Below are 18,948 nucleotides of genomic sequence, written 5' to 3' on the forward strand. Positions count from 1 at the left end.
GCTGTCAGGTCGCCGTCGACTCGCCCAGCGCCTCGGTGACGAAGGACGCGGCGATCAGGTCGTCCGCTTCGATGCGTAGGGAGCCCTCGCCGCCCCCCATGATGGCCGCGACCTTCTGGAAGGTCTTCATCTCGTGCTCGGTGATCCGGGCGTCCCGCATCCTGGCTTTGAGATCGGCGACGCGCATCCCGAGCGAACGGGATGTTCCGATTTCTCGTTTCGACATGTTCGTAAAACTCCTCCTCGGCCCGCCCGTATCTGTTCGCCGCCGCCCGAATTTATGCTGCCATGCATTTGTGTTGCTGATGAGACAGCTGAGATCCAGAGCCGCTAACTCAAACGCGAGGGGAAGGTTCCGTTAGCACATGGTAACAAAATAATACTCGGTTGGCGGCCCGCCGCCCAAGCCGGCGGCGGGTCATTCAACTTCGGTACGCTAGCGGTTATCGAGCACCTGGACGATCTTGCGCGTGCCGGGATCGACGATCACCGTCCGATTGTCGACGACCACGTAACGGTATTGGACGTTCGGCACTTCGTGCAGCTCGACCGTATCGGGAACCGTGCTGCCGATGTTCAACTCGACGCCCGGAACCTTCACCGAAGCCAGCGGCTGCTTGTGCACATATTCGCGGATGACTGTTTCCTGTTCGGGCTGGATGATGACGTCCTGAGCGGCGGCGGCGCCGATACCGGTCAGAAGAAGCAGGCCCGCGGCAGCGGTTGTGAGGTGCATTTTCATGATCTTCTCCTTGGCATGGATCGATTGCCTCTCACGCTGCGCCTGCGATCTCACAGCCGATAGGCACTGTGCGTAACGCCATCTGGCAAGCCTTGTTCCGGCAAAAAAACGCCGCCGGCGTTCTCCGCGAAACGTCACGGCGCGGCGCGGCTGTTTCGGAACAATGCATTTCGGCCCGGGTTACCCAATCCGAAGGGACCGACTATTTCCGAGGAGAAATCCCATGAAACATCTGCTGATCACAAGCATGATCACACTCGGCGTCGGTTGCGGCGCCGCGATGGCGCAGACCGAATCCGTGCAGCCCAGCGGCGATGCCAACTGCGCCTCGGGCCAGGCCGACTGTAAGACCGGCGGCAAGGCAGGCGGGCAGGCACAGGGCGAGACGAAATCGAAACCCGAAATGAACGCCCAGGGCAAGGCCAAGATGAAGACCGATGAGCAGGCCCAGGGCCAGGCCGGCGCCAAGACCGACCAGAACGCCGAGGACAACACCCAGCTCAAGAAGAAGCAGCAGGCCCAGGGCAAGGCCGGCGCCACCACCGAGCAGAACGCTCAAGGCGGCAACACCAAGATGCAGGAGCAAAACGCTCAGACTAACACCGGCACGAAGACTGACCAGAATGCCCAGGACAACACACAGTTGAAGAAGAAGCAGCAAGCCCAGGGCAAGGCCGGCACCACCGACCAGAACGCTCAGACCGGTACCAAGACCGAGCAGAACGCCCAGGGCGGCAACACCAAGATGCAGACCGAGCAGAATGCTCAGACCAACACCGGCACCAAGACCGAGCAGAATGCCCAGGGCAACACCAATGTCGAGACCGACCAGAACAAGACGGCCTCGATCAACAATGTGACGGTCGAGCAGAGGACCCAGGTTACCCAGATCATCCACGAGACCAAGGTGGAACCGGTTCGCGACGTCAGCTTCGACATTTCGGTGGGCATCGAGGTGCCGCGGCATAAGGTGCGGCTGCACCGCCTGCCGGCCCGCATCGTCAAGATCGTGCCTGCCTATGAGTACTACGAGTATTTCGTGCTGGCCGACGGACGCATCGTCATTGTCGACCCGGACACTTACAAGATCGTCCTTATCCTGACCTGACAAGAACAGCATCACGAGAGAAAGGCCCGCCAGTGCGGGCCTTTGTCGTCCGAGTGCCGCCGCAGCCCGGAAAACAGCTCGCGCGGCCGACGCATTCCATGAGACGTTGCTTGAATGCCGGGGCCCATGGAACGATCCGGCGCAATTGCCGGTTGCTACAAGGAAGTCCTGCTCCCTTGGTCCCTGTCGGAGCGGACAATGGTGCGACAAGGCCGCCGGGCAGATTGTTCAAGCTTGCGGTCCACCCGGAAAAGGTGCAAGGGTCATGACGGGTAGAGACATGGGCGAGATCGTCGACGACTGGACATGGTCGCGGCGCTCGGTTGGGCAAATGTATTTTCCGCAGTTTCTTGTGGGAATGGCGGCGACGCTTCTGGTGGTCCTCGGCTGGACATTCGCGTCCACCGGATCGGTCTGGGCGGCATTGGGCTGGACGGTCCTTGCCGCGGTTATTCTGCAGGCCGGCTACTTCGCGGCGGTGCTGTGGCTGGTGCATGGCGAGGCCCGCGTGACCGACGAGGCCAAGTCGAGCGACGGCGCCGTCTCGCCCGCCAAATTGCCTGGCCCGTTCGAGCGGGACGGCATCATCCACGCTCTCATCTCGCTGCTGTTTCCGAAGCTGTTGCCTTAGCCGGCCGTAGCCTGCTCGCGAATGGCCGGCCAGTCGCTTCCCCGGAAGCCGGCGGCAATCCGTTTCGCCCGACACATTGCACGCCTCTGTTCGAGCGCAGCAGCGAGCCCGGGCCAGCCCCGCGTCATGCTTCCGAGGCGCGATCAGTTTGGCATTGTCGCCAGCGCCCGTCCGCAACAAAGGTTATTCGGCGCGATGCAAAACGGCCGTCTTGCCGTGCTCTTTGGTTGGAGGCTCCAGCCCGTCCAGGCCGAAGCCCCTGCTCGCGCGCAAGCTAGCGTGCCGCGGCTGGTGAGGCCGAGCGCACCGTCTCCGACGACGAGAAGACGACGAAGCCAAAGACCAGCACCGCAGCGGCGACGATCAGCGAGCCTATCGCCACGACCGGTTCGATCTCCGGATGGCCTGCCGCCAGCATCCAGTAGAGCGCCGGCAGCATGATCACGATGCCGGCCGTATAGAGGCCGTAATGGATCATGGCGATGCGGCGCTCGGCCTTGGCCGGGTTGAGCGCATAATAGCCACCGAAGATGGCGCTGGTGACCCAGCCTAGAAGGTTGATGTGGGCATGCGCCGGGAAGGCGCCGTGATCGCCCGAAATCGCCATCTGCAGCCCGGCGCCGATGCCCAGGATGAGAAAGACGATGGCCGTCTTGAAGAAGAGTTCCGATACCCGTGGCATTTCTGTTGTCCCTCCCAATGCCTCTGTGGACCCGACTCTGTGAAGTCTATATCTAGCCAGCCATATTAGCCATGGCGCACCTAAAGCATGTCTCCCGAAAGTGGGAACCTGTTTGGGGATAAAGACATGCGTAAACCAAAGATCTGACGCGCATGAGCAAAGCCAAAGGATCGCGACGCGCTTTAGGTCGGTGAAGTCGTCGGACGAAAGCCCCGCGAGGCGGCTTCGCGAAAAAATGGCTCGCTTCTTTCGAGGAGAGCCAAAAAGGGAGCCGGGCTTGAGATCGGCTCCCATCCAGGTTACCACCTGAATTTCAGACATGCCTAACGTAGCGGAGTGCGGGATTTATTCCACCGCGATCGCCGATCAGTCCCGCAAGCTTCGAATCCGCACAGCAGAGCAGGCCTTTCGCCGATCGGGCGCCCGCGAACCTGTGCGCCGACCAGGACATCCCTTCCCCGCTGGCAGGCGTGCGAACAGCATGCGCTTCAGCGTCCCGAATCCGCTCGAGTTCGCGCAGTTGCGGCGGGCATTTGCGCCCGTTCGGAACCGGCCCGATGGCGCCTTGCAAGCGCGCGGCATTTGGGCAATGCTCGGATTCGGGGAGTGGTTTCCGTAATTTCGGAAGCACGATTACATGTTCACTGACTACTACGAAGTTCTGGAAATAAGCCCGAACGCCAATTCTGAGACAATCGAGCGGATTTTCCGCTATTTTGCTATGCGCTATCATCCCGATAATCGGGAAACAGGGAATGAATCGCGCTTCAGCGAGATCGTCGAGGCCCACAATACGCTGCGGGATCCAGTCAAGCGGGCCCAGTACGACATCCTCTACCGCGAGCATCTGGGCCTTCGCCACGAACTCACGGATGGCGCGCGCGACGGCGGCGGCATGGACAGGGATGCCGTCATCCAGGCCAATTTGCTGTCGCTTCTCTATGTGCGGCGCCGGCGCGACGTCAACAATCCGGGCATCGGCGACGACGAGCTCGAACGCCTGTCGGGCTGCCCGCGCGAGCACCTTGAATTCCACCTGTGGTACCTCAAGGCGAAGGGCTTCATCGGCAGGACCGAGAACGGGACGTTCGCCATCACGGTCGAGGGCATCGACCACGCCGGGAGCAAACAAGGCCGGGACCGCCCGGACGCCACCCGCCTGCTCGATCACGCCGATTAGAGCGTTTCACCGTTTCAGGGAAAAGGCGAAACGTTGGATCCGTTCGATCGGACAAGGCTGAAGGTTGCGGCGAAACCGCCGGGCCGAGCGTTCACATTTCCCGGAACTGCCCTCGGCCGGACTGCTCCGGCCGGCATCAAAAGCCCGCCGACTGGTGCCTGAACCAGTGGCGGGCTCGATGAAGGAGCAGCTACATCCCGGGGGAATCGACTGTCGTCTCCTGAACTCCCCATATCTGGGCTCGGTTCCGCTGGGGGGAGCGGAGCCCGAACCATGCGCCATGGAGGGGCAAGAACAGGGAGCGCAACGATGACATAGGCGCCGTGCGTCGCCGAAGGCAAGACGACTGAGGTCTGACGCGCCGCCGAAATAGGCCCGGCCTGGCGCGCCGACGGCTTCACGCCGAGGCGGTGCGGACAAAAAAGCCGCCGGGCGAGGCCCGGCGGCGTTTCGTCCACCCTCTGGTCGGTTCGTTTGGACTTACGGCGTCGTCGTCGCTGCGGCGGCCTGGTCGATCTTGTCGGCAAGCACGCCCTTGGCCCAGTCCGTCACTTCCTGGTCGACCGGCTTGTTGGCCATGTCTTGCAGGGCGGCGTCCAACGTCGCGTCGTCCGGGGCGGGTGTATTGGTAACCGCGGTTTGGGCATCCGCGACCGCCTGGGTGTCAGCGGTGATCGCCGCGTTCTGGGCATCGATCTGCGACTGCACATCGGTGATCTGCGCATCGAGAGCCGCCTGCTGTTCGGGCGTGAAGCCCGTCGTGTCAGTCGCGTTGAGATCGGCGAGCTGCTGGGTGAGATCGGCGAGCTTGTTCTGGTCGGTGGTCAGCTGGGCATTAGCAGCGTCGAGCGCAGCCTGCGCGTTCTGAGCTGCCGCTGCCGCTGTCACATAGGCCTGGATGCCAGCGAACTTCTTGCTCTTGGAATTCATATAGGCGTTGATGTTGCGCTGCAGCGAGTTCAGCCGGCCGAGCTTGGCGTGAAGGTTCTTCTCCTTCGGCGTGGCGGCTGTCGTGGTGTCGTCGGTCGCGCTGTCGTCGGTGCCCTTGTTGTGGCCGTGAGCAGAAGCCGACTTGCCGTGCTCTGCGCCGCTCTTGCCGTTGCCACCGGCATTGCCGCCGCCGTTTCCATTGCCGCCATTGCCGCCGTGGCTACCGCCATTGCCGCCGCCATGGCCGTTGCCGGCGAGCGCCGGGGCCGCCGCGAGCGCCAGAATGGCAAGGGATGCCAGAAGTGTCTTACGCAATGTCATTGTACTTCTCCGCAGATGAATCGTTACCGTGGCCCAACCGCTAGGCAGCGTCTTATGAGAATTTCCTAACGGCGTCGGATAAACTTTAGGCAATTGCGGTCGCCAAATGAGAGCATCGCCGTCATTGCCCCGCACTCTTCCAAAAAATTCCGTTAACTCATTGAAATGACACAGAAATACAAAGGGCCGAGCGCTTTTGGGCCGTTTGGAAAAATGAGGGCCCTTGTCTCGCCGGACCATGGTCCCTAGGGGCGCCATTGGGCACGCGAAAGCCCCGCAGGTCGAGCGCGTTCGGGCGCTCGGAACACTCCTGCCCCGCCGGGATTAAATGACTGAAGGGACGTTACCTGAAAGGACCAATCGTCATGAAACGCATTCTTCTTGCCGCCGCCCTGCTTGCTCTGTCCGGGGGTCTGGCGACAGCGCAGTCGGGCACTTCGTCGGGCACTTCGTCGGGTTCTTCATCCACGACGACGATGCCCAGCAGCCAGGACACGGATCAGACCAAAACGAACTCGACCAATCCAAACTCGGCGAAGGATTGCGCCCCCGGACAACAGACGACCGGAACCGCGAAGCAGGCAGCCCCTGGACAACAGGACACCAGCGCCAAATCGAACGCTCCCGGGCAGATGAAGACGACAGCGGAAGGCTGCTAGGGCGTTGCAGCGTCTCTTGAAACGGGGGACCGCCTATCTCCGTTTTAGTGCGGTCGCGGAGGGGACCGTTTCACGCGGCGTCCACGTCGCCGGCGGTGTCCGGCGCCTCGGGCGAGGTATCCGACTCCTCACCCGAGCCGGTCGGAGAGAGCACCGTCAGATCCATGCGGGCGATGCGGGACGCGGCTTTTCCTTGCGCGTTCGGCTCGCCCGCATTCGTCTCGGAGACCGAGGCCTTTGCAAGGTGGCCGACGCTTTCCGCGCTCTTGCCCGGGAAGGTTTCCGACGATCCCTGAGGTTTGCTCGAATGATGTACGAGGCCAGCGGAATGCTGGCTTCCGACGGGAGAGGTCATGGCTGCGCTCCTGATAGGACGATGGCAAATCCCTAGCATTCGTGGCTGGCGTCAAGCTTGCGACTTTAGAGATTGCTAAGATGATGCGCCGATCAGCCGGAGTGGATGGGACGGCACGTAGGCCGCCGGCACCACCCGAGGAGACGGGTTTCATGCCCGGTTTGCCCCTGCCCTTCTAGAGCTGTTCACCGTTTCACGGAAACGGCGAACCGCTCTATCTCCTTGTTTTTGCGCAATTCCGAACGGAAGGCTACGGCGAAGACGCCGAGCCTGACCGCTCGCACTTTTCCTGGAATTGCTCTAGCCGCCGACCAGCGGCACGGTCACGGACGTCGTGTAGTTGATCGGATAATCACTGAAATAGGGGAAGTTGATGACGAAGGCGTAGCTGGCGTTGACATGGGCCATGCGGAAGCCGCCGCTCGCCGGATCGATGGTGATCGTGACGTTCACATTTTGCAGGCCGAGCGCCTTCAGCTTCTGCTTCGCAAAAAGGCACAAATTGGCCGATTCAGTTCCGACTGTTACTGAGGGCAAGCTCCTTGCACGCTGTTGAGCAGCGGCACGTTCACCGTGGTCGCATAGTTGACCGGGTACTCGCTGAAATAGGGGAAGTTGATGACGAACGCGTAGCTGGCGTTGACATGCGCCATGCAGAAGCCGCCGCTCGCCGGATCGGTGGTGATCGTGACGTTGACGTTCTGCAAGCCGAGCGCCTGCAGCTTCTGGGTCGCGATCGCCTGTATGTCGGCCTGGGTCAGCGTGTTGTTGAGCTGCAGCGAGCGGGCGGAGGCCTCCAGCGCATAGCGCACGCTGGACTCGGAGTTCATCGACCAGCCGAAGGCGAAGATGCCGAAGAGCAGCATGATCAGGAAAGGCACAATGAGCGCAAACTCGATCGCGGCGCCGCCAGAGGCGTTGGCGGTAAACGCCTTGGCTCTCTGTTCAGCGGACACGGATCACCTGCTGGTGGCCCATCGCGGTGTCGTGCGGAAAGGGGCCGAAGGCAAAGGGCGGACTCCAGGTGCCCGAGGCCTGGATCTCGACGAAGATCGTGGGCACTTTCGATCCCGCGCACATGGTCGACGCCGACGCCACTACGATCGTCCCGCATTTATAGACGCGATTGACGGTGACCGCCGCGTCCGTAGGCTTTTTCTCCCAACTCGCCAGCGCGGCTGCCCGCGTGCTGCTGTCGTCGCCGGATCCCGCCAGGACCAGGTTTGCCGCCGTCTTCACACCGGCGCGCATCGAAAGCGAGTTGGTGACGTAGGACCAGCCGTCGACGGTGCCCAGCAGGGCGACGCACAGCACCGGCAGCACAAGCGCGAATTCGACCGCGGCGGCGCCGGATCGGTCTCTGCGGAAACGGATCGCCGGTGGCTGCATGGCCGCTACTCGACGAGCACTATGGACGTTGCGGCCGTGATGCCATCCATCCCATAGGCCGTGCAGTCCTGATTGATGGTGGAATTGCCTGACCACTGAACCGTGTCCGCAACGACCTGCGTGCAGCCACCCTTGCCGGAGAAATTGCCGAGATAGTTGACCTGCTGCTTGGGGAAGTAGATGGCGCCGGTCAGCAAGGAGGTCGCGGTACCGTTGAAGGTGCTCTGTGCCCAGACGCCAGTCCTGTCGCCGTAGAACAGCACACCGGAATAGGTGCCCGAGGTCGGCGCGCTCAGATTCACTGTGGCGTTGCCGTTCATGCTGACGGTGTTGCTGCCGGACATGAAGATGGTTACGCCGTTGGTGCAAGGGGCGGCGCAGGTGATGACCGCACCCGCGTTGATCTTCAAATTCCCCTGGACGACATAGGTCCCGGAAGAGAGCGCGACATTGCCGTTGAGGTTCATGCCACTGCAATAGGTGCCAGGCTGTAGTGTTTGCGTCGTCTTGCTGGCGTTGACATTCCTGCACGGGTTCGTGACCGCGGGCGCCGGCAGGGAGGAGAAAGGATCGGCGGCCGGCAAGGCCTGTGTGATCTTCGACGCGCATTTCGTGGTCACCGGGTTGTTCAGCACCATGCCGCCGACCGTGATCAGACAGTCGGCCTTCAGGCTCGCCGAGCCCTGCACCTTGATGGCATCACTGGCGGTCGAATCGGACATGACGGAGCAGCCGTTAAGATTGACGGTGGTGCTGCCGGAAAAGAGCGCCGCCTGCGCGGCCGAGTTGTTGAGCGCCAGGATGCAAGCGTAGGAGGCGTCGTTGATCAGGGCCACCGCCCTCGCCCGCTCAGGCACCTTGCTCGATGTGAAGATCGAGGTGAACATCCGGTCCAGTTGCTGGTTGAGGATCACCTCGACCGCCTTCTTGGCCGTGTATGCCCCGGATGTCGGCGGCGTGTGCACGGTGATGGTGCCTGTGCCCAGCCCGTTCGAAGTCGCCGATGTCGTGGCGGCCGCGGTGATGGTAGCCGTGTTGGAGCCCCAGGACTTTTCCACTGCGCCGGCATAAGCCGCCGCATCCGCCGTCGACTGCAGCTTCAGGCTCGAATAATACCAGTAGGAGGTCTCGACGCCGAGCCCCGCCCCGCCGACGACGACCGGCAGGGTTAGAGCGAATATGGTCGCGACATTGCCGCCCTTGCCTTCGCAAAAGCGTCGAATGAAGCGCCGGAAAAAAAGATGTCTGAAGAACCGACCTGAAGAGGCCATGGCCGAGCGCGCCCAAGCTATCCCAGCCATCACATCAATCATTGCCGTATGAACGAATGCCTAATTATTTCGGTCGAGTTGAGCCGGTAGGACCGCAGCGGGACGCCGCCTCCAACTTACGCCGCGCATACTCAGACTTAAGGCCTACCCGCCCTAGGACTTAAGATGTAACCATCGGTAAAACCTAATATTTTAGCACTTTCTGCATTTTAACTTTTTTGGAAATCGCCCGTAGAGACCACACGCATAACACTCTGTGAAATACGACGAGGGCGGGCGCCATGCTTGGACGGTTTTGGGTTTCGAAGCGCGGCAACTTCGCGGTCGCAACGGCGGTTGCCATGGTGCCGCTGATGCTTGGTTTGGCAGCATCCATCGACCTGATCGGCACCAGCGACGACGCCGCCCAGCTGCAGAATTCCCTCGACGCCGCCGGCCTTGCGATGGGCACCAAATACCAGCCGGGCATGTCGGCGGGCGACCTGCGGCAACTGGGCCAGACCTTCTTCGCGGCCAATATGAGCGCCGCCGACGCGCAGGAGCTGTCGGGCAGCCTCGCCGCCTTCCAAGCCTCCGCCAGCGGCGATCCGGGCGCTTATTTCATTTCGGCGTCGTCGAGCATCAGCCGGCCGGCCTTCCTCGGCGCCATGCCGGCCTGGCAGGCGACGCGCACCGCCTCGGTCAAGATCAAGCCCGGCGCGCAGGCCTGCGTGCTGGCGCTCAACCAGCATGCCGACAACGCGGTCAACCTGCAGGGCTCGACCAATGTGGCGATGGCCGGCTGCGTGATCGCGGCCAATTCGGACGCCGCCGACTCCGTCAACCGCGGCGGCTCGGCGGTAGTCAGCGCAGCTTGCGTCTCGACGGTCGGCGCCACGCAAGGGTTGACGCCGCCCAGCGCCACGCTTTCCTGCGGCACGCCGCATGAGAACCAGTACGCCTCGTTCGATCCGCTGGCCGACGTTGTTCCGCCCGCCTACACGCTCTGCCTGCCGGTGCCCAACGGCAAGACGATAACGCTCTCGCCGGGCACCTATTGCGACAAGACCCTGTCGGGAAAGATCACGCTCAATCCGGGCACCTACATCATGCGCAACGTCGTCATAAAGCCGGGCGGCAATGGCAGCCTGAGCGGCCAGGGCGTGACGATCTTCCTGATGGAGAACTCGCAGCTCTACATCAACGCCAACGAGCAGGTGAACCTCTCGCCGCCCACCAGCGGCCCCTATGCCGGCATCACCATCTACCAGGCGCATGGCAACACACGGGCGCTGACGCTGAACGGCGGATCCGGCTCGCTGGTGAGCGGTTTCATCTACGCGCCGGATGCGGCTATCACCTATACCGGAAATTCGGACATGAGCGCCCAGGGCAGTTGCCTGCGGCTGGTGGGCGACACCGTGGCAATGACGGGAAACTCCGCCGTGAAGTCGAACTGCACGGCCGAACTGGGGAACCGGGAGATGTATGCGGGCCGGATGGTCACCCTGGCGAGGTGAGACGGAAAGCGGCAGCGGCTCGCAAGGCCGCGGTGACCGATCTCCTGATGGAAAATCGATGGCCCGGCCGCCACGCCGAATTACGCGATGATGTCGGCGCCCGGCTGCTCGTCGAAGAGCACCGCGCAGCCGCGCTCCAGCGCAACCTGCGTCAAGGCGGTGGTCGCATCCTCGTCCGACGAGACGAAATCGCCGGTCAGCACGCGCAGTTCCTCGACGGCCCTCGACATAGGCACGACGCGCCCGGCCGAACGGTCGCTCACGCATGCGTCGATGACGCACAGAAGATCGATGAGTTCGAAATGATCCATGGCGGCCTCCGCTGCGGCCATCCCTTCGCCCTGTCAACGGCGTGTGGCGCGGACTGGTTCCCAGGCCGGCTTCATCCCTGCGGCCTTGCCGGCGCGAGCTTGAGGTCGAAGCGGGCCGGCAGGCATGGCTCGACACAGGCCTTGCGCACCGATCCGGTTGTCATGGTGTCGATTGGAAGAAGGACTATTATCCGAGCGTGGCGTGCCGGCCAGAGCGGCCTGTCAAAGAGAAGGAAGACGCCGCCGATCATCAGCGCCAGGAGCAGTGCCGCAACAGGTTCGCGATCATGTTGCCGGGTTGCACGGCCAGCAACTCCAGGAGCGATTGAAGGGAAAGGCGTGCCCGTCATATCGCAGGAATGGCGGGCACGCTTCGGTCGACCGCCGATGAAGGGACTTGTCCGGCGGCTTGCTAACCAAATGAATTGATGGCGCTGTTGTTTCTTGAAAATCGGCGACTCGGGCCTCTGCGTTCGGCGGCTGAGACTTCAGTCTGAAAACCGCTTCGGACCGTCGCCCAAGGGCCGGACAATCGCTTTCAGCTGCCGTTGCCCGGCCATTGAAATCGGCGAAAGGAGAGAAGACACGGCGTGCTGACGGGTCCGCCTTTTTGACTGGCCGTTCCAACTGCTCCTTCCAAGTTCAAGGTAGAGTTAGTCCTCGAGGTCCATCGGCTGATGGCCGGGCTGCTGGTGCCAAAGCACCTGGCGATAATCCGTCAGTTCGACGACCTGCGTGCAGACCGGACAGATGTAGCTGTCGCAGCATTGGCGAAGCGCCGGCGACCCGCGGCGAGCGGCAATGACCGGCGGACGCGAATAGGCTTTGACGGCCTGATCAAGCATGGTTTCCTCCTGGTGGTTGTCGATTATCCCCGCCCAAAGGCTTCTTCCCTCGCCGGCGATGTCGTGCCGCCGCGGCGCTCGGCCAGCGCTGGAACAGGTTCGGCATGATGCTGATGGGGGAACGCACGAGACCGCGATGATATCGCCTTCATTGTTGCCGAGGGTCGCATCGAATTCTCCCTGTCGGGCGAAAACGGATGGTCCCTCAACCACCGCCGTGCCAGCGCAAGAAGAGCAAAGCACCTGCGACAAGGTTCCGCATTAACTTCGGATAAGGCGCAAAGAAATCTTCCAAAAATTCTCCGACCGCCGGGAGCGCCCAATTATATTAGCAATCACTCATAATAAGGTGTTTGAATTAGACGGCGTCGCCGACGATCGCAACGTCAGGCGCCGCTTCACATGGGAGGGAAACCACGTGTAGCCCGGCAGCCGCACGATCTCGACACGCGTCTTGGCGGGCGCGCGGACCGACTCCTGTGAAGGATACCGTTCTGAAATCTCAGCAACCTTCAGGACGTCTCAACCTATTGATCTAGCGAGAAATACTTGAAAACTGTCGGTCCAGCTCGTCCCACAGTTTGTCACAAAATCCGGATCGAAACGTGGGACGCGATGTGGGACTTCAGAACGAGGTTTCGATGGCGCTGACTACTCTCAAGGTCAAACATGCTGGCCCCGGCAGGCACGCCGACTTGCACGGGCTATATCTGCTTGTGCGCGAAAGCGGAACGCGATCGTGGGTGCTCCGGATGCAGCATGCCGGGCAGCGGCGGGATTTCGGTCTGGGACCCGCCCACGACGTACCACTGGCCGACGCGCGGATACTCGCGGCAGACCTGCGCAGGGCGGTACGCGCCGGCATTGATCCGACCTCCAGGCGGCGCGCGACCCGTAAATCGGCACGACCTTCGAGAAGGTGACGCGCGATTGCTACGACGCGATAAGGGCGGCTGGAAGGACCAGCGACACGCCTCATGGATGTCGAGCTTTGAGCGGCACGTGCATATTGGCGGCAAAGCCGTTACAGCGGTCGACAGCGCGGCGGTGCTGTCCGTGCTGGAGCCGATCTGGTTGACCATCCCGGATACAGCCAAGCGGGTGCTTCAGCGTATCGGCACCGTGATGGACTTCGCGCACATCAAAGGGCTGGTGCCGGACGAAGTTTCGCTTCGATCGGTGACGCGCGGTCTGCCGCGCCAGACCCGTCGCGCGACCCACCGCGCCGCGATGCCGCATGAGGATGCGCCCGCCTTCATGAAGACGCTGAGCGCTCTTCCCTCAACCCTCGGTCGGGACGCGCTCAGGCTCACGGTACTGACCGCTGTGCGTTCGAATGAGGCTCGCAAGGCGACCTGGGCCGAGTTCGATCTCGACAAGGCGGTCTGGTCGATACCCGCGGCCAGAATGAAGATGAAGGAAGCCCACGTCGTTCCGCTCGCCCCCGCTACGGTCAAGCTGCTGCGCGCGCTGCACCAGCGTCACCTCGCATTACACGGCGAGGTTAAGCCGGAGAGCCTGCTGTTCAGCTTCACAGGTGACAAGCCGATCAGCGATATGACCATGCTAAAGGTTCTGCGGGACATGAAGGTTGGGAATGCGACCGTTCACGGCTTTCGCAGCACGTTCACCGATTGGGTGGCCGAATGCACCAACGTGCCGAAGGAAAGTCGCAGACAAGGCTTTGGCACATCGCATCGCCAACGCGGTTGAAGCAGCCTATCGGCGCACCGATTTTTTTGACCGGCGTCGTATGCTGATGAACGAGTGGACCGAGTTTCTCCTGGGCTAAGTGCAGGGCGAACCGCTCGACCTCACTGCCGAGGAGAACGCCACCATTGGGGCGCTAAACGCCGAATATCAGAAGCTCGAGGCCGAATATGTCCGAACTGAACCGGCTGATGCCCGCTATCAGCCAGAAGGTCTTGATCCAGCAATTGCGCGAGATGGAGGCGCACGGCATCGTGAGCCGCACGGTGTTCCCGCAGGTGCCGCCTAGAGTGGATTATGAAGCGACGCCGCTGGGCCAAAGCCTGAGGCCAGTTCTACTTGACCTGTGCAAATGGGGCCGCCGCCACGCCGCCGAGCTCGACGAACTCGATAGCCTCGGCGATGGCGGGAAACTGTCGCTGCCCGATTAGTCTAGCCGCGCGGCGCGTCGTCTTCGCCCTCGACCATCAGCTTTCCGATCAATTCGCGAACCCAGCGCTGCCCGGCATGGCCGTGACAACGCTCGTGCCAGATCAAGCCGATATCGAACCGCTCGCTCAGCCAGGGCAGATCGATGATCGTCAGCCTTTCCGATTGGGCACGAAACAGCCGCCTGGGTACGAGCGCGACAAGATCGCTGCTGGAAACAATTTCGGGAATGAACAAGAACGAGCCCGCTGACATGACGACATTGCGCCGATAACCGAGAACCCCCAAGGCGTCGTCAACTGGTGTCTCGAAATTGCCGCCTCGCCGTGAGACGATGATATGTTCCAGCCTGACATAGTTCTCGATCGTCAGACCAGGCTTCAGATCCGGGTGGCTTTGCCTGCCGATGAGGACATATGTTTCCTCGTAAAGATGACATGCACGTAGATGCGGCATCGCGGGATCGGGTGTGGCGATCACCAAATCGATATCGCCGTTCGCCAACTGCTGTTCCATGAGGGCGGGGGACAGGTGCCAAACCGCCACGCGCACGCCTGGTGCTATCCGCCGGAGCGCTAAGACGAGCGGCATCACAACGGCTGCCTGGACATAATCCGAGCAAGCGATCGACACAGCGAGTTGCGCCGTTTCGGGATCGAAGTCCCTGTGGGATTGCAGTGTCGAGCGCACCCGATCCAACGCCTCGCGCAATTGCGGGGCAAGTTCTGTTGCCTTGGCGGTCGGGGTCATTCCGCGCTGGGCGGGAAGAAGCAAGGGATCGTCGAACAAATCCCGCAGCCGCGCGAGTTGCGCACTGACTGCCGGCTGGCTGAGATGCAGCTTCGCCGCCGCCTTGGTGACGTTCCGTTCGGCGAGCAGCACTTCGAGCGTTGCCAGAAGGTTGAGGTCGATGCGGCTGGTATCTACCACCTTTATTCCCGAACAAAATATAATCGATTTCAAATATGGCCGGAAAGCCTCCATCCTGCAAGCATCGACGCGGGAGCTTCACCAATCTCTCCCGCGGGAGGCAAGGATGGTCATCGTCAGTTTTCTTTATCCAATACTGAGCAAGCACGCTTCGATGCTGCCCATCATGTCGAGAAACATGTGCCCTTGGCCCCGGGCCTGCTTGGCGGCGCCGTCAGAGGCATTCATCGATGCCGGCTACACCAAGCGTCAGGCGCTCGACGTGCTGATAGGGCTTGCCGCCAAGCTCATCTCCAACTTCACCAACGCGCTGGCCCATACCGAGCTTTATGATCGGGTGAAGCCGCTGGCTTGGGTACATCCCAGCGAGCGCTGAAGCGCACCCCCCACTCCACGATAGAGACAGAGAAGCATGATGATGAAGAATATCCTGATTGTATCTGCGCACCCCGAACCAACCTCGCTCACCCGGCAGTTGGTCGATGTTACTGTCGAGACGCTTGGCGCCGCCGGACACGAGATCGTGCAATCCGAACTTTACGGCATGAAGTGGAAAGCAGTGTTCGACGCCGACGACTTTCCCGTCCGCACCAATCCCGACCGGCTGTCGTTCATCATGGAATCCGGCCATGCCTATGCGACCGGCAACCAGACGCCGGATGTTGTCGCCGAACAGGCCAAACTCCTTGCCGCGGACGCGGTCATCCTGCAGTTCCCGCTGTGGTGGTACAGCGTGCCCGCGATCCTGAAGGGCTGGATCGAACGCGTCTATGCCTTTGGTTTCGCTTATGGCTACCAGAACGGCACCAACGAGTTTCGCTTCGGGAACGGCATCCTGAAGGGCAAGCGCGCGCTGGTAAATGTTCAGGCCGGTGGACCTGTGGTGGACTATGGCCCGCGCGGGATCAACGCGCCGATTGAGCAGCTGCTCTTTCCGCTGACCCACGGCGCGCTCTTCTATCCGGGCATGGATGTGCTGCCCACGCACGCTGTCTACAGCGCCGGCCATGTCTCCACCGCCGAAGAGGTCGAGGCGATCAAGGCGGGCTGGCGCGCGCGACTCGCCGGGCTGTTCACGGACGCGCCAATCCCGTTCCGTGCGCAGAACGGAGGCGATTTCCCCGATCGCCACACCATGGCGGATGACGTCGCGCCGGGCCAGACCGGCATCGTCGCGCATGTCGAAAGGGTGGTCGAGACGGTTGACGCGTGAGGCACGACGATCATGAAGCCTTCGCTGATCGCGCTGGCCGCGGGAGCATTTGCCATTGGCACGACTGAGTTCGTGATCATCGGCCTGGTTCCCGGGATCGGGCGCGATCTCGGGATAACGCTCCCGGCGGCTGGTCTGCTCGTTTCCGGCTATGCCCTCGCCGTGACGGCCGGTGCCCCCACGGTCACGGCGTCAGTCGGGGCATCTGCCGCGCCGGCCGCTAGCGGTTGGATTGATGCTGCTGTTCGCGCTCGGCAATCTCTTGAGCGGCTTCGCGTCCGGCTATGGCGCGATGCTGGCGGGACGCATCATCGTCCCGCTGGGCCTTCCCAATCGGGAAAGCCCTCGCACTGGTATCTCAGTATTGTGGTTTCGACCGTGTAGGCCAGAACAGGAAGGCGGCGGTGAGAGCTGCGGTGATAGCGAAATGGCACGTACTGGCTTCCGGCGACCAGCGGCTCGTCCACAGGCTGCGGTCAAAGGCTATGCGTCGCCAGCGCCACGCACCGCGCTTCGGAAACGGAGATCAGAAGGTTCGATTTCAACCTCGGCTACATACCGAGCAGTATGCCGAGTAGTCTTCGGCTCTCAGAACATCGATCGACAATATCGGATTCGTGGACACCCTCTTCCTGGAACCGCATCCCAGCTTAAGCGGAGAACATCATGATTTCACCCTACACAATAAACGTCCCTGACGAACGGCTCGCCACGATCAGAGCCAAGGTCGAGGCTTATGACTGGAGCCAGCTGCCGGATGCGGGAGGCTGGTCGGCGGGGGTCAGGGTTGATGACCTCAAGCGACTCGCCGCTTATTGGCGGGACAGCTATGACTGGCGTGCGGTCGAACGGCGCCTCAACGCGCTGCCCAACTTCACGGCCGACGTGGAAGGCGAGCACCTCCACTTCATTCATGTGAAAGGCGACGACTCCAAGCCGCCCGTCCTGCTTCTCCACGGCTGGCCGGGCTCGTATCTCGAGTTCGAGCGGCTGTTGGAGCCGCTCGCAGCGGACGGGCACGATGTTGTCGTCCCCTCGCTTCCGGGCTTCGCGTTCTCCAACCCGATCACGCGCCCGATCGGCCCGCGGCGGGCTGCTGCGCTCGTGCATGGGCTGATGATTCAACTGTTCGGCGACGCGCGGTATTTCATTCAAGGGGGCGATTGGGGCCACGGCATCGCGGCCTGGGCAGCGCATGATCGCCCGGACGCTCTGCTCGGCATCCATATTAACATGATGACCGTGCGTGCGGAGGACGCCGCTCCGACGACCGGCGAGGAGAAGTCCTTCGCCGCCAAGCGGGCCGCGATTGCCGATCAGGAGAGCGCCTACTTTCACGAGCAGGAAACCCGTCCGCAGACGCTCGGCATCGCGATGGCCGACAGCCCGGTCGGAGCGGCGGGCTGGATACTCGAAAAGTTCGGCAAGTGGGCCGATCTTCCGACAACCGCCAATGGCGACCCCGACATCTGGAGCAAGTTTTCCGAGGAGGAACTCCTCACCAACATCATGCTCTACATCGCGCCGGCATCGTTCGTGACTGCAACCTGGATCTACTACGGCAGCCGGCTTGAGAAGTCGCTAATGCTTCCGGCCGGCACCCGCATCCAGGTGCCGACCGGCGTTGCGGCCCTCCCCGATCCGGTGTTCTTGCCGCCGCCGCGCTCGTTCGCGGAGAAGACCTACAACATCGTGCATTGGACCGACATGCCGCGGGGCGGCCATTTCGCCGCGCTGGAAGAGCCGGAACTGATGCTGGCCGACCTGCGCGCCTTTATCGCGACGGTGTCGGGAGCGCGCTCCTGAAGGTGGAGATATCTCCGAACCAAATTCATCGTAACCGAGGCTTTACGACGGGCGAACAAGCGAGGTAGGCGTCGATCACGTCGCCGGCTCCTGCTGGTGCGAAGACGGCGTGACCCCAAAACCGGATGCTGGGGCGCCCCAACGGTGATCGCAGTTGCAATGACGAACGTTTCGACAGGAGTAGAAAAATTGCGTTTCATTGATGCCGTGACGGGCGATGCCGCTGCAATAGTGTCAGTCGTGAACCGGGCATACAGAGCCAATGGCGCAGTTGAGGGATGGACCAACGAGCGTGGGTTGCTTGATGGACCGCGCATCGGCGAGGAGGGCGTTCGTGCGCTCATCGCGCGGGGACGCATTCTTCTGCTGCGCCGGTTGACCGATGGCGCGATCTCCGGCTGCATCAACATCGCGATAGACGACGATGGCGCGTGGCATACGTCGATGCTCGCCGTGGCTCCGGACGAGCAGACCGCTGGCATCGGAAAGTTGATCAAGCAGGAGGTCGAGCGACAGGCCGCGGCGGCTGGGGCGCCACGGATGCGAATGGAGGTGATCCGGCAGCGTGAGGCATTGATCGCTTGGCATCGCCGGCGTGGATACGAGCTGACGGGCGAAACTCTAGCATTCCCCTACGACGACCCTTCGGTCGGTCGTCCGCTGCGCCCCGACCTGGAACTTGTTGTTATGGAAAAGCAGTTGAACTCCACCGTTGGCTGAGTGTCAGCCACATTCATGCGCTTGCCGGCTTGTCGCAAACATCAGATCAAATCTCTATTCCCGAAGCTCGGGCGGTCGCAGAGCACCTACAATCCTTCCCGTTCGCACGATTTCCTTCACGGGCGATCGTGCAAGCTGAGCTCTATCGGCGGCTGTGGCTTCTGGTTGTGGAAACTTGCACGCTCAAGCGTGGCGGCTTGACAGCGATCTTCTTTTG

Annotated in this window: 23 protein-coding genes and 1 pseudogene; 12 read left to right on the top strand and 12 right to left on the bottom strand. The window is 62.0% G+C overall.

Annotation, left to right across the window (positions count from 1 at the left end):
• Nucleotides 1-4 precede the first annotated feature (4 nt).
• Together EJ072_RS35515 and EJ072_RS35520 are read right to left on the bottom strand one after the other, a co-directional pair.
• The gene (locus EJ072_RS35515) at nucleotides 5-226 is read right to left on the bottom strand and encodes a hypothetical protein (RefSeq protein ID WP_126083401.1); all 222 of its coding nucleotides are present in this window, start codon (nucleotides 224-226) and stop codon (nucleotides 5-7) included.
• A 210-nt stretch (nucleotides 227-436) separates the two neighbouring features.
• Nucleotides 437-742 (bottom strand): DUF1236 domain-containing protein, encoded by a 306-nt coding sequence (locus tag EJ072_RS35520; protein WP_126083402.1) that lies wholly within the window; start codon nucleotides 740-742, stop codon nucleotides 437-439.
• A 223-nt stretch (nucleotides 743-965) separates the two neighbouring features.
• Here EJ072_RS35520 and EJ072_RS35525 point away from each other — a divergent pair, with 223 nt between their 5' ends.
• Both EJ072_RS35525 and EJ072_RS35530 read left to right on the top strand, forming a co-directional pair.
• Nucleotides 966-1,850 carry a DUF1236 domain-containing protein gene (locus tag EJ072_RS35525; RefSeq protein ID WP_126083403.1) on the top strand — a complete coding sequence of 295 codons (885 nt, stop codon included), beginning with the start codon at nucleotides 966-968 and terminating at the stop codon, nucleotides 1,848-1,850.
• 265 nt (nucleotides 1,851-2,115) lie between these two features.
• On the top strand, nucleotides 2,116-2,481 hold the full coding sequence (locus EJ072_RS35530; protein ID WP_245463256.1) for an exopolysaccharide production repressor protein: 366 nt from the start codon (nucleotides 2,116-2,118) through the stop codon (nucleotides 2,479-2,481).
• Nucleotides 2,482-2,755: 274 nt separating this feature from the next.
• On the opposite strand, the gene EJ072_RS35535 is transcribed toward EJ072_RS35530, so the two are convergent.
• On the bottom strand, nucleotides 2,756-3,163 hold the full coding sequence (locus tag EJ072_RS35535) for a hypothetical protein (RefSeq protein ID WP_126083404.1): 408 nt from the start codon (nucleotides 3,161-3,163) through the stop codon (nucleotides 2,756-2,758).
• A 637-nt stretch (nucleotides 3,164-3,800) separates the two neighbouring features.
• On the opposite strand from EJ072_RS35535, the gene EJ072_RS35540 reads away from it, so the two are divergent.
• Nucleotides 3,801-4,343, top strand: coding sequence for a J domain-containing protein (locus tag EJ072_RS35540; protein WP_126083405.1), 543 nt, complete (start codon nucleotides 3,801-3,803; stop codon nucleotides 4,341-4,343).
• 480 nt (nucleotides 4,344-4,823) lie between these two features.
• On the opposite strand, the gene EJ072_RS35545 is transcribed toward EJ072_RS35540, so the two are convergent.
• Nucleotides 4,824-5,594 (bottom strand): hypothetical protein, encoded by a 771-nt coding sequence (locus EJ072_RS35545; protein ID WP_126083406.1) that lies wholly within the window; start codon nucleotides 5,592-5,594, stop codon nucleotides 4,824-4,826.
• A gap of 365 nt (nucleotides 5,595-5,959) precedes the next feature.
• Between EJ072_RS35545 and EJ072_RS35550 the strand changes: the two genes are divergently transcribed.
• Entirely contained in the window at nucleotides 5,960-6,253 is a 294-nt protein-coding gene (locus tag EJ072_RS35550; RefSeq protein WP_126083407.1) for a hypothetical protein, read from the top strand.
• A gap of 70 nt (nucleotides 6,254-6,323) precedes the next feature.
• Here EJ072_RS35550 and EJ072_RS35555 read toward each other — a convergent pair whose 3' ends face one another.
• The 5 genes from EJ072_RS35555 to EJ072_RS35575 all read right to left on the bottom strand — a co-directional run bounded on the left by EJ072_RS35555 (nucleotide 6,324) and on the right by EJ072_RS35575 (nucleotide 9,298).
• Entirely contained in the window at nucleotides 6,324-6,608 is a 285-nt protein-coding gene (locus EJ072_RS35555; protein ID WP_126083408.1) for a hypothetical protein, read from the bottom strand.
• Nucleotides 6,609-6,908: 300 nt separating this feature from the next.
• The gene (locus tag EJ072_RS35560) at nucleotides 6,909-7,109 is read right to left on the bottom strand and encodes a hypothetical protein (RefSeq protein WP_126083409.1); all 201 of its coding nucleotides are present in this window, start codon (nucleotides 7,107-7,109) and stop codon (nucleotides 6,909-6,911) included.
• Nucleotides 7,110-7,132: 23 nt separating this feature from the next.
• Nucleotides 7,133-7,564 carry a TadE/TadG family type IV pilus assembly protein gene (locus EJ072_RS35565; RefSeq protein ID WP_126083410.1) on the bottom strand — a complete coding sequence of 144 codons (432 nt, stop codon included), beginning with the start codon at nucleotides 7,562-7,564 and terminating at the stop codon, nucleotides 7,133-7,135.
• Complete coding sequence (locus EJ072_RS35570) at nucleotides 7,554-7,997, bottom strand: TadE/TadG family type IV pilus assembly protein (RefSeq protein WP_126083411.1); 444 nt, start codon at nucleotides 7,995-7,997, stop codon at nucleotides 7,554-7,556. The genes EJ072_RS35565 and EJ072_RS35570 overlap by 11 nt, the downstream gene beginning before the upstream one ends.
• A 5-nt stretch (nucleotides 7,998-8,002) precedes the next feature.
• Nucleotides 8,003-9,298, bottom strand: coding sequence for a pilus assembly protein TadG-related protein (locus EJ072_RS35575; RefSeq protein WP_245467124.1), 1,296 nt, complete (start codon nucleotides 9,296-9,298; stop codon nucleotides 8,003-8,005).
• A 251-nt stretch (nucleotides 9,299-9,549) separates the two neighbouring features.
• Here EJ072_RS35575 and EJ072_RS35580 point away from each other — a divergent pair, with 251 nt between their 5' ends.
• The gene (locus tag EJ072_RS35580; RefSeq protein WP_126083412.1) at nucleotides 9,550-10,767 is read left to right on the top strand and encodes a pilus assembly protein TadG-related protein; all 1,218 of its coding nucleotides are present in this window, start codon (nucleotides 9,550-9,552) and stop codon (nucleotides 10,765-10,767) included.
• A gap of 80 nt (nucleotides 10,768-10,847) precedes the next feature.
• On the opposite strand, the gene EJ072_RS35585 is transcribed toward EJ072_RS35580, so the two are convergent.
• A complete protein-coding gene (locus tag EJ072_RS35585; RefSeq protein WP_126061553.1) occupies nucleotides 10,848-11,078 on the bottom strand; it encodes a hypothetical protein in 231 nt (76 codons plus the stop codon).
• Between the two features lie 653 nt (nucleotides 11,079-11,731).
• Nucleotides 11,732-11,923: a hypothetical protein gene (locus tag EJ072_RS35590; RefSeq protein ID WP_126083413.1), complete on the bottom strand. Its 192-nt coding sequence runs from the start codon at nucleotides 11,921-11,923 to the stop codon at nucleotides 11,732-11,734.
• A 981-nt stretch (nucleotides 11,924-12,904) separates the two neighbouring features.
• Between EJ072_RS35590 and EJ072_RS36435 the strand changes: the two genes are divergently transcribed.
• Nucleotides 12,905-13,636, top strand: a complete 732-nt coding sequence (locus tag EJ072_RS36435; RefSeq protein WP_210211620.1) for a tyrosine-type recombinase/integrase — start codon at nucleotides 12,905-12,907, stop codon at nucleotides 13,634-13,636.
• A gap of 158 nt (nucleotides 13,637-13,794) precedes the next feature.
• Nucleotides 13,795-14,064: pseudogene (locus EJ072_RS35600) on the top strand (helix-turn-helix domain-containing protein); the annotation flags it as partial.
• A gap of 1 nt (nucleotide 14,065) precedes the next feature.
• Here the strand turns inward: EJ072_RS35600 and EJ072_RS35605 are convergent.
• Nucleotides 14,066-14,992 carry a LysR family transcriptional regulator gene (locus EJ072_RS35605; protein ID WP_245467126.1) on the bottom strand — a complete coding sequence of 309 codons (927 nt, stop codon included), beginning with the start codon at nucleotides 14,990-14,992 and terminating at the stop codon, nucleotides 14,066-14,068.
• A gap of 106 nt (nucleotides 14,993-15,098) precedes the next feature.
• Here EJ072_RS35605 and EJ072_RS36440 point away from each other — a divergent pair, with 106 nt between their 5' ends.
• The 5 genes from EJ072_RS36440 to EJ072_RS35630 all read left to right on the top strand — a co-directional run bounded on the left by EJ072_RS36440 (nucleotide 15,099) and on the right by EJ072_RS35630 (nucleotide 18,731).
• Nucleotides 15,099-15,368, top strand: a complete 270-nt coding sequence (locus tag EJ072_RS36440) for a hypothetical protein (protein ID WP_210211621.1) — start codon at nucleotides 15,099-15,101, stop codon at nucleotides 15,366-15,368.
• A 36-nt stretch (nucleotides 15,369-15,404) separates the two neighbouring features.
• Nucleotides 15,405-16,205: an NAD(P)H-dependent oxidoreductase gene (locus tag EJ072_RS35615; RefSeq protein WP_245463252.1), complete on the top strand. Its 801-nt coding sequence runs from the start codon at nucleotides 15,405-15,407 to the stop codon at nucleotides 16,203-16,205.
• Nucleotides 16,206-16,217: 12 nt separating this feature from the next.
• The gene (locus tag EJ072_RS35620; RefSeq protein ID WP_126083416.1) at nucleotides 16,218-16,589 is read left to right on the top strand and encodes a hypothetical protein; all 372 of its coding nucleotides are present in this window, start codon (nucleotides 16,218-16,220) and stop codon (nucleotides 16,587-16,589) included.
• 282 nt (nucleotides 16,590-16,871) lie between these two features.
• Nucleotides 16,872-18,011 carry an epoxide hydrolase family protein gene (locus EJ072_RS35625; protein ID WP_126083417.1) on the top strand — a complete coding sequence of 380 codons (1,140 nt, stop codon included), beginning with the start codon at nucleotides 16,872-16,874 and terminating at the stop codon, nucleotides 18,009-18,011.
• A gap of 159 nt (nucleotides 18,012-18,170) precedes the next feature.
• Entirely contained in the window at nucleotides 18,171-18,731 is a 561-nt protein-coding gene (locus EJ072_RS35630) for a GNAT family N-acetyltransferase (protein WP_126083418.1), read from the top strand.
• Nucleotides 18,732-18,948 lie beyond the last annotated feature (217 nt).

Origin of the sequence: Mesorhizobium sp. M2A.F.Ca.ET.046.03.2.1, from assembly GCF_003952425.1 — a bacterium.
GTDB lineage: Bacteria > Pseudomonadota > Alphaproteobacteria > Rhizobiales > Rhizobiaceae > Mesorhizobium.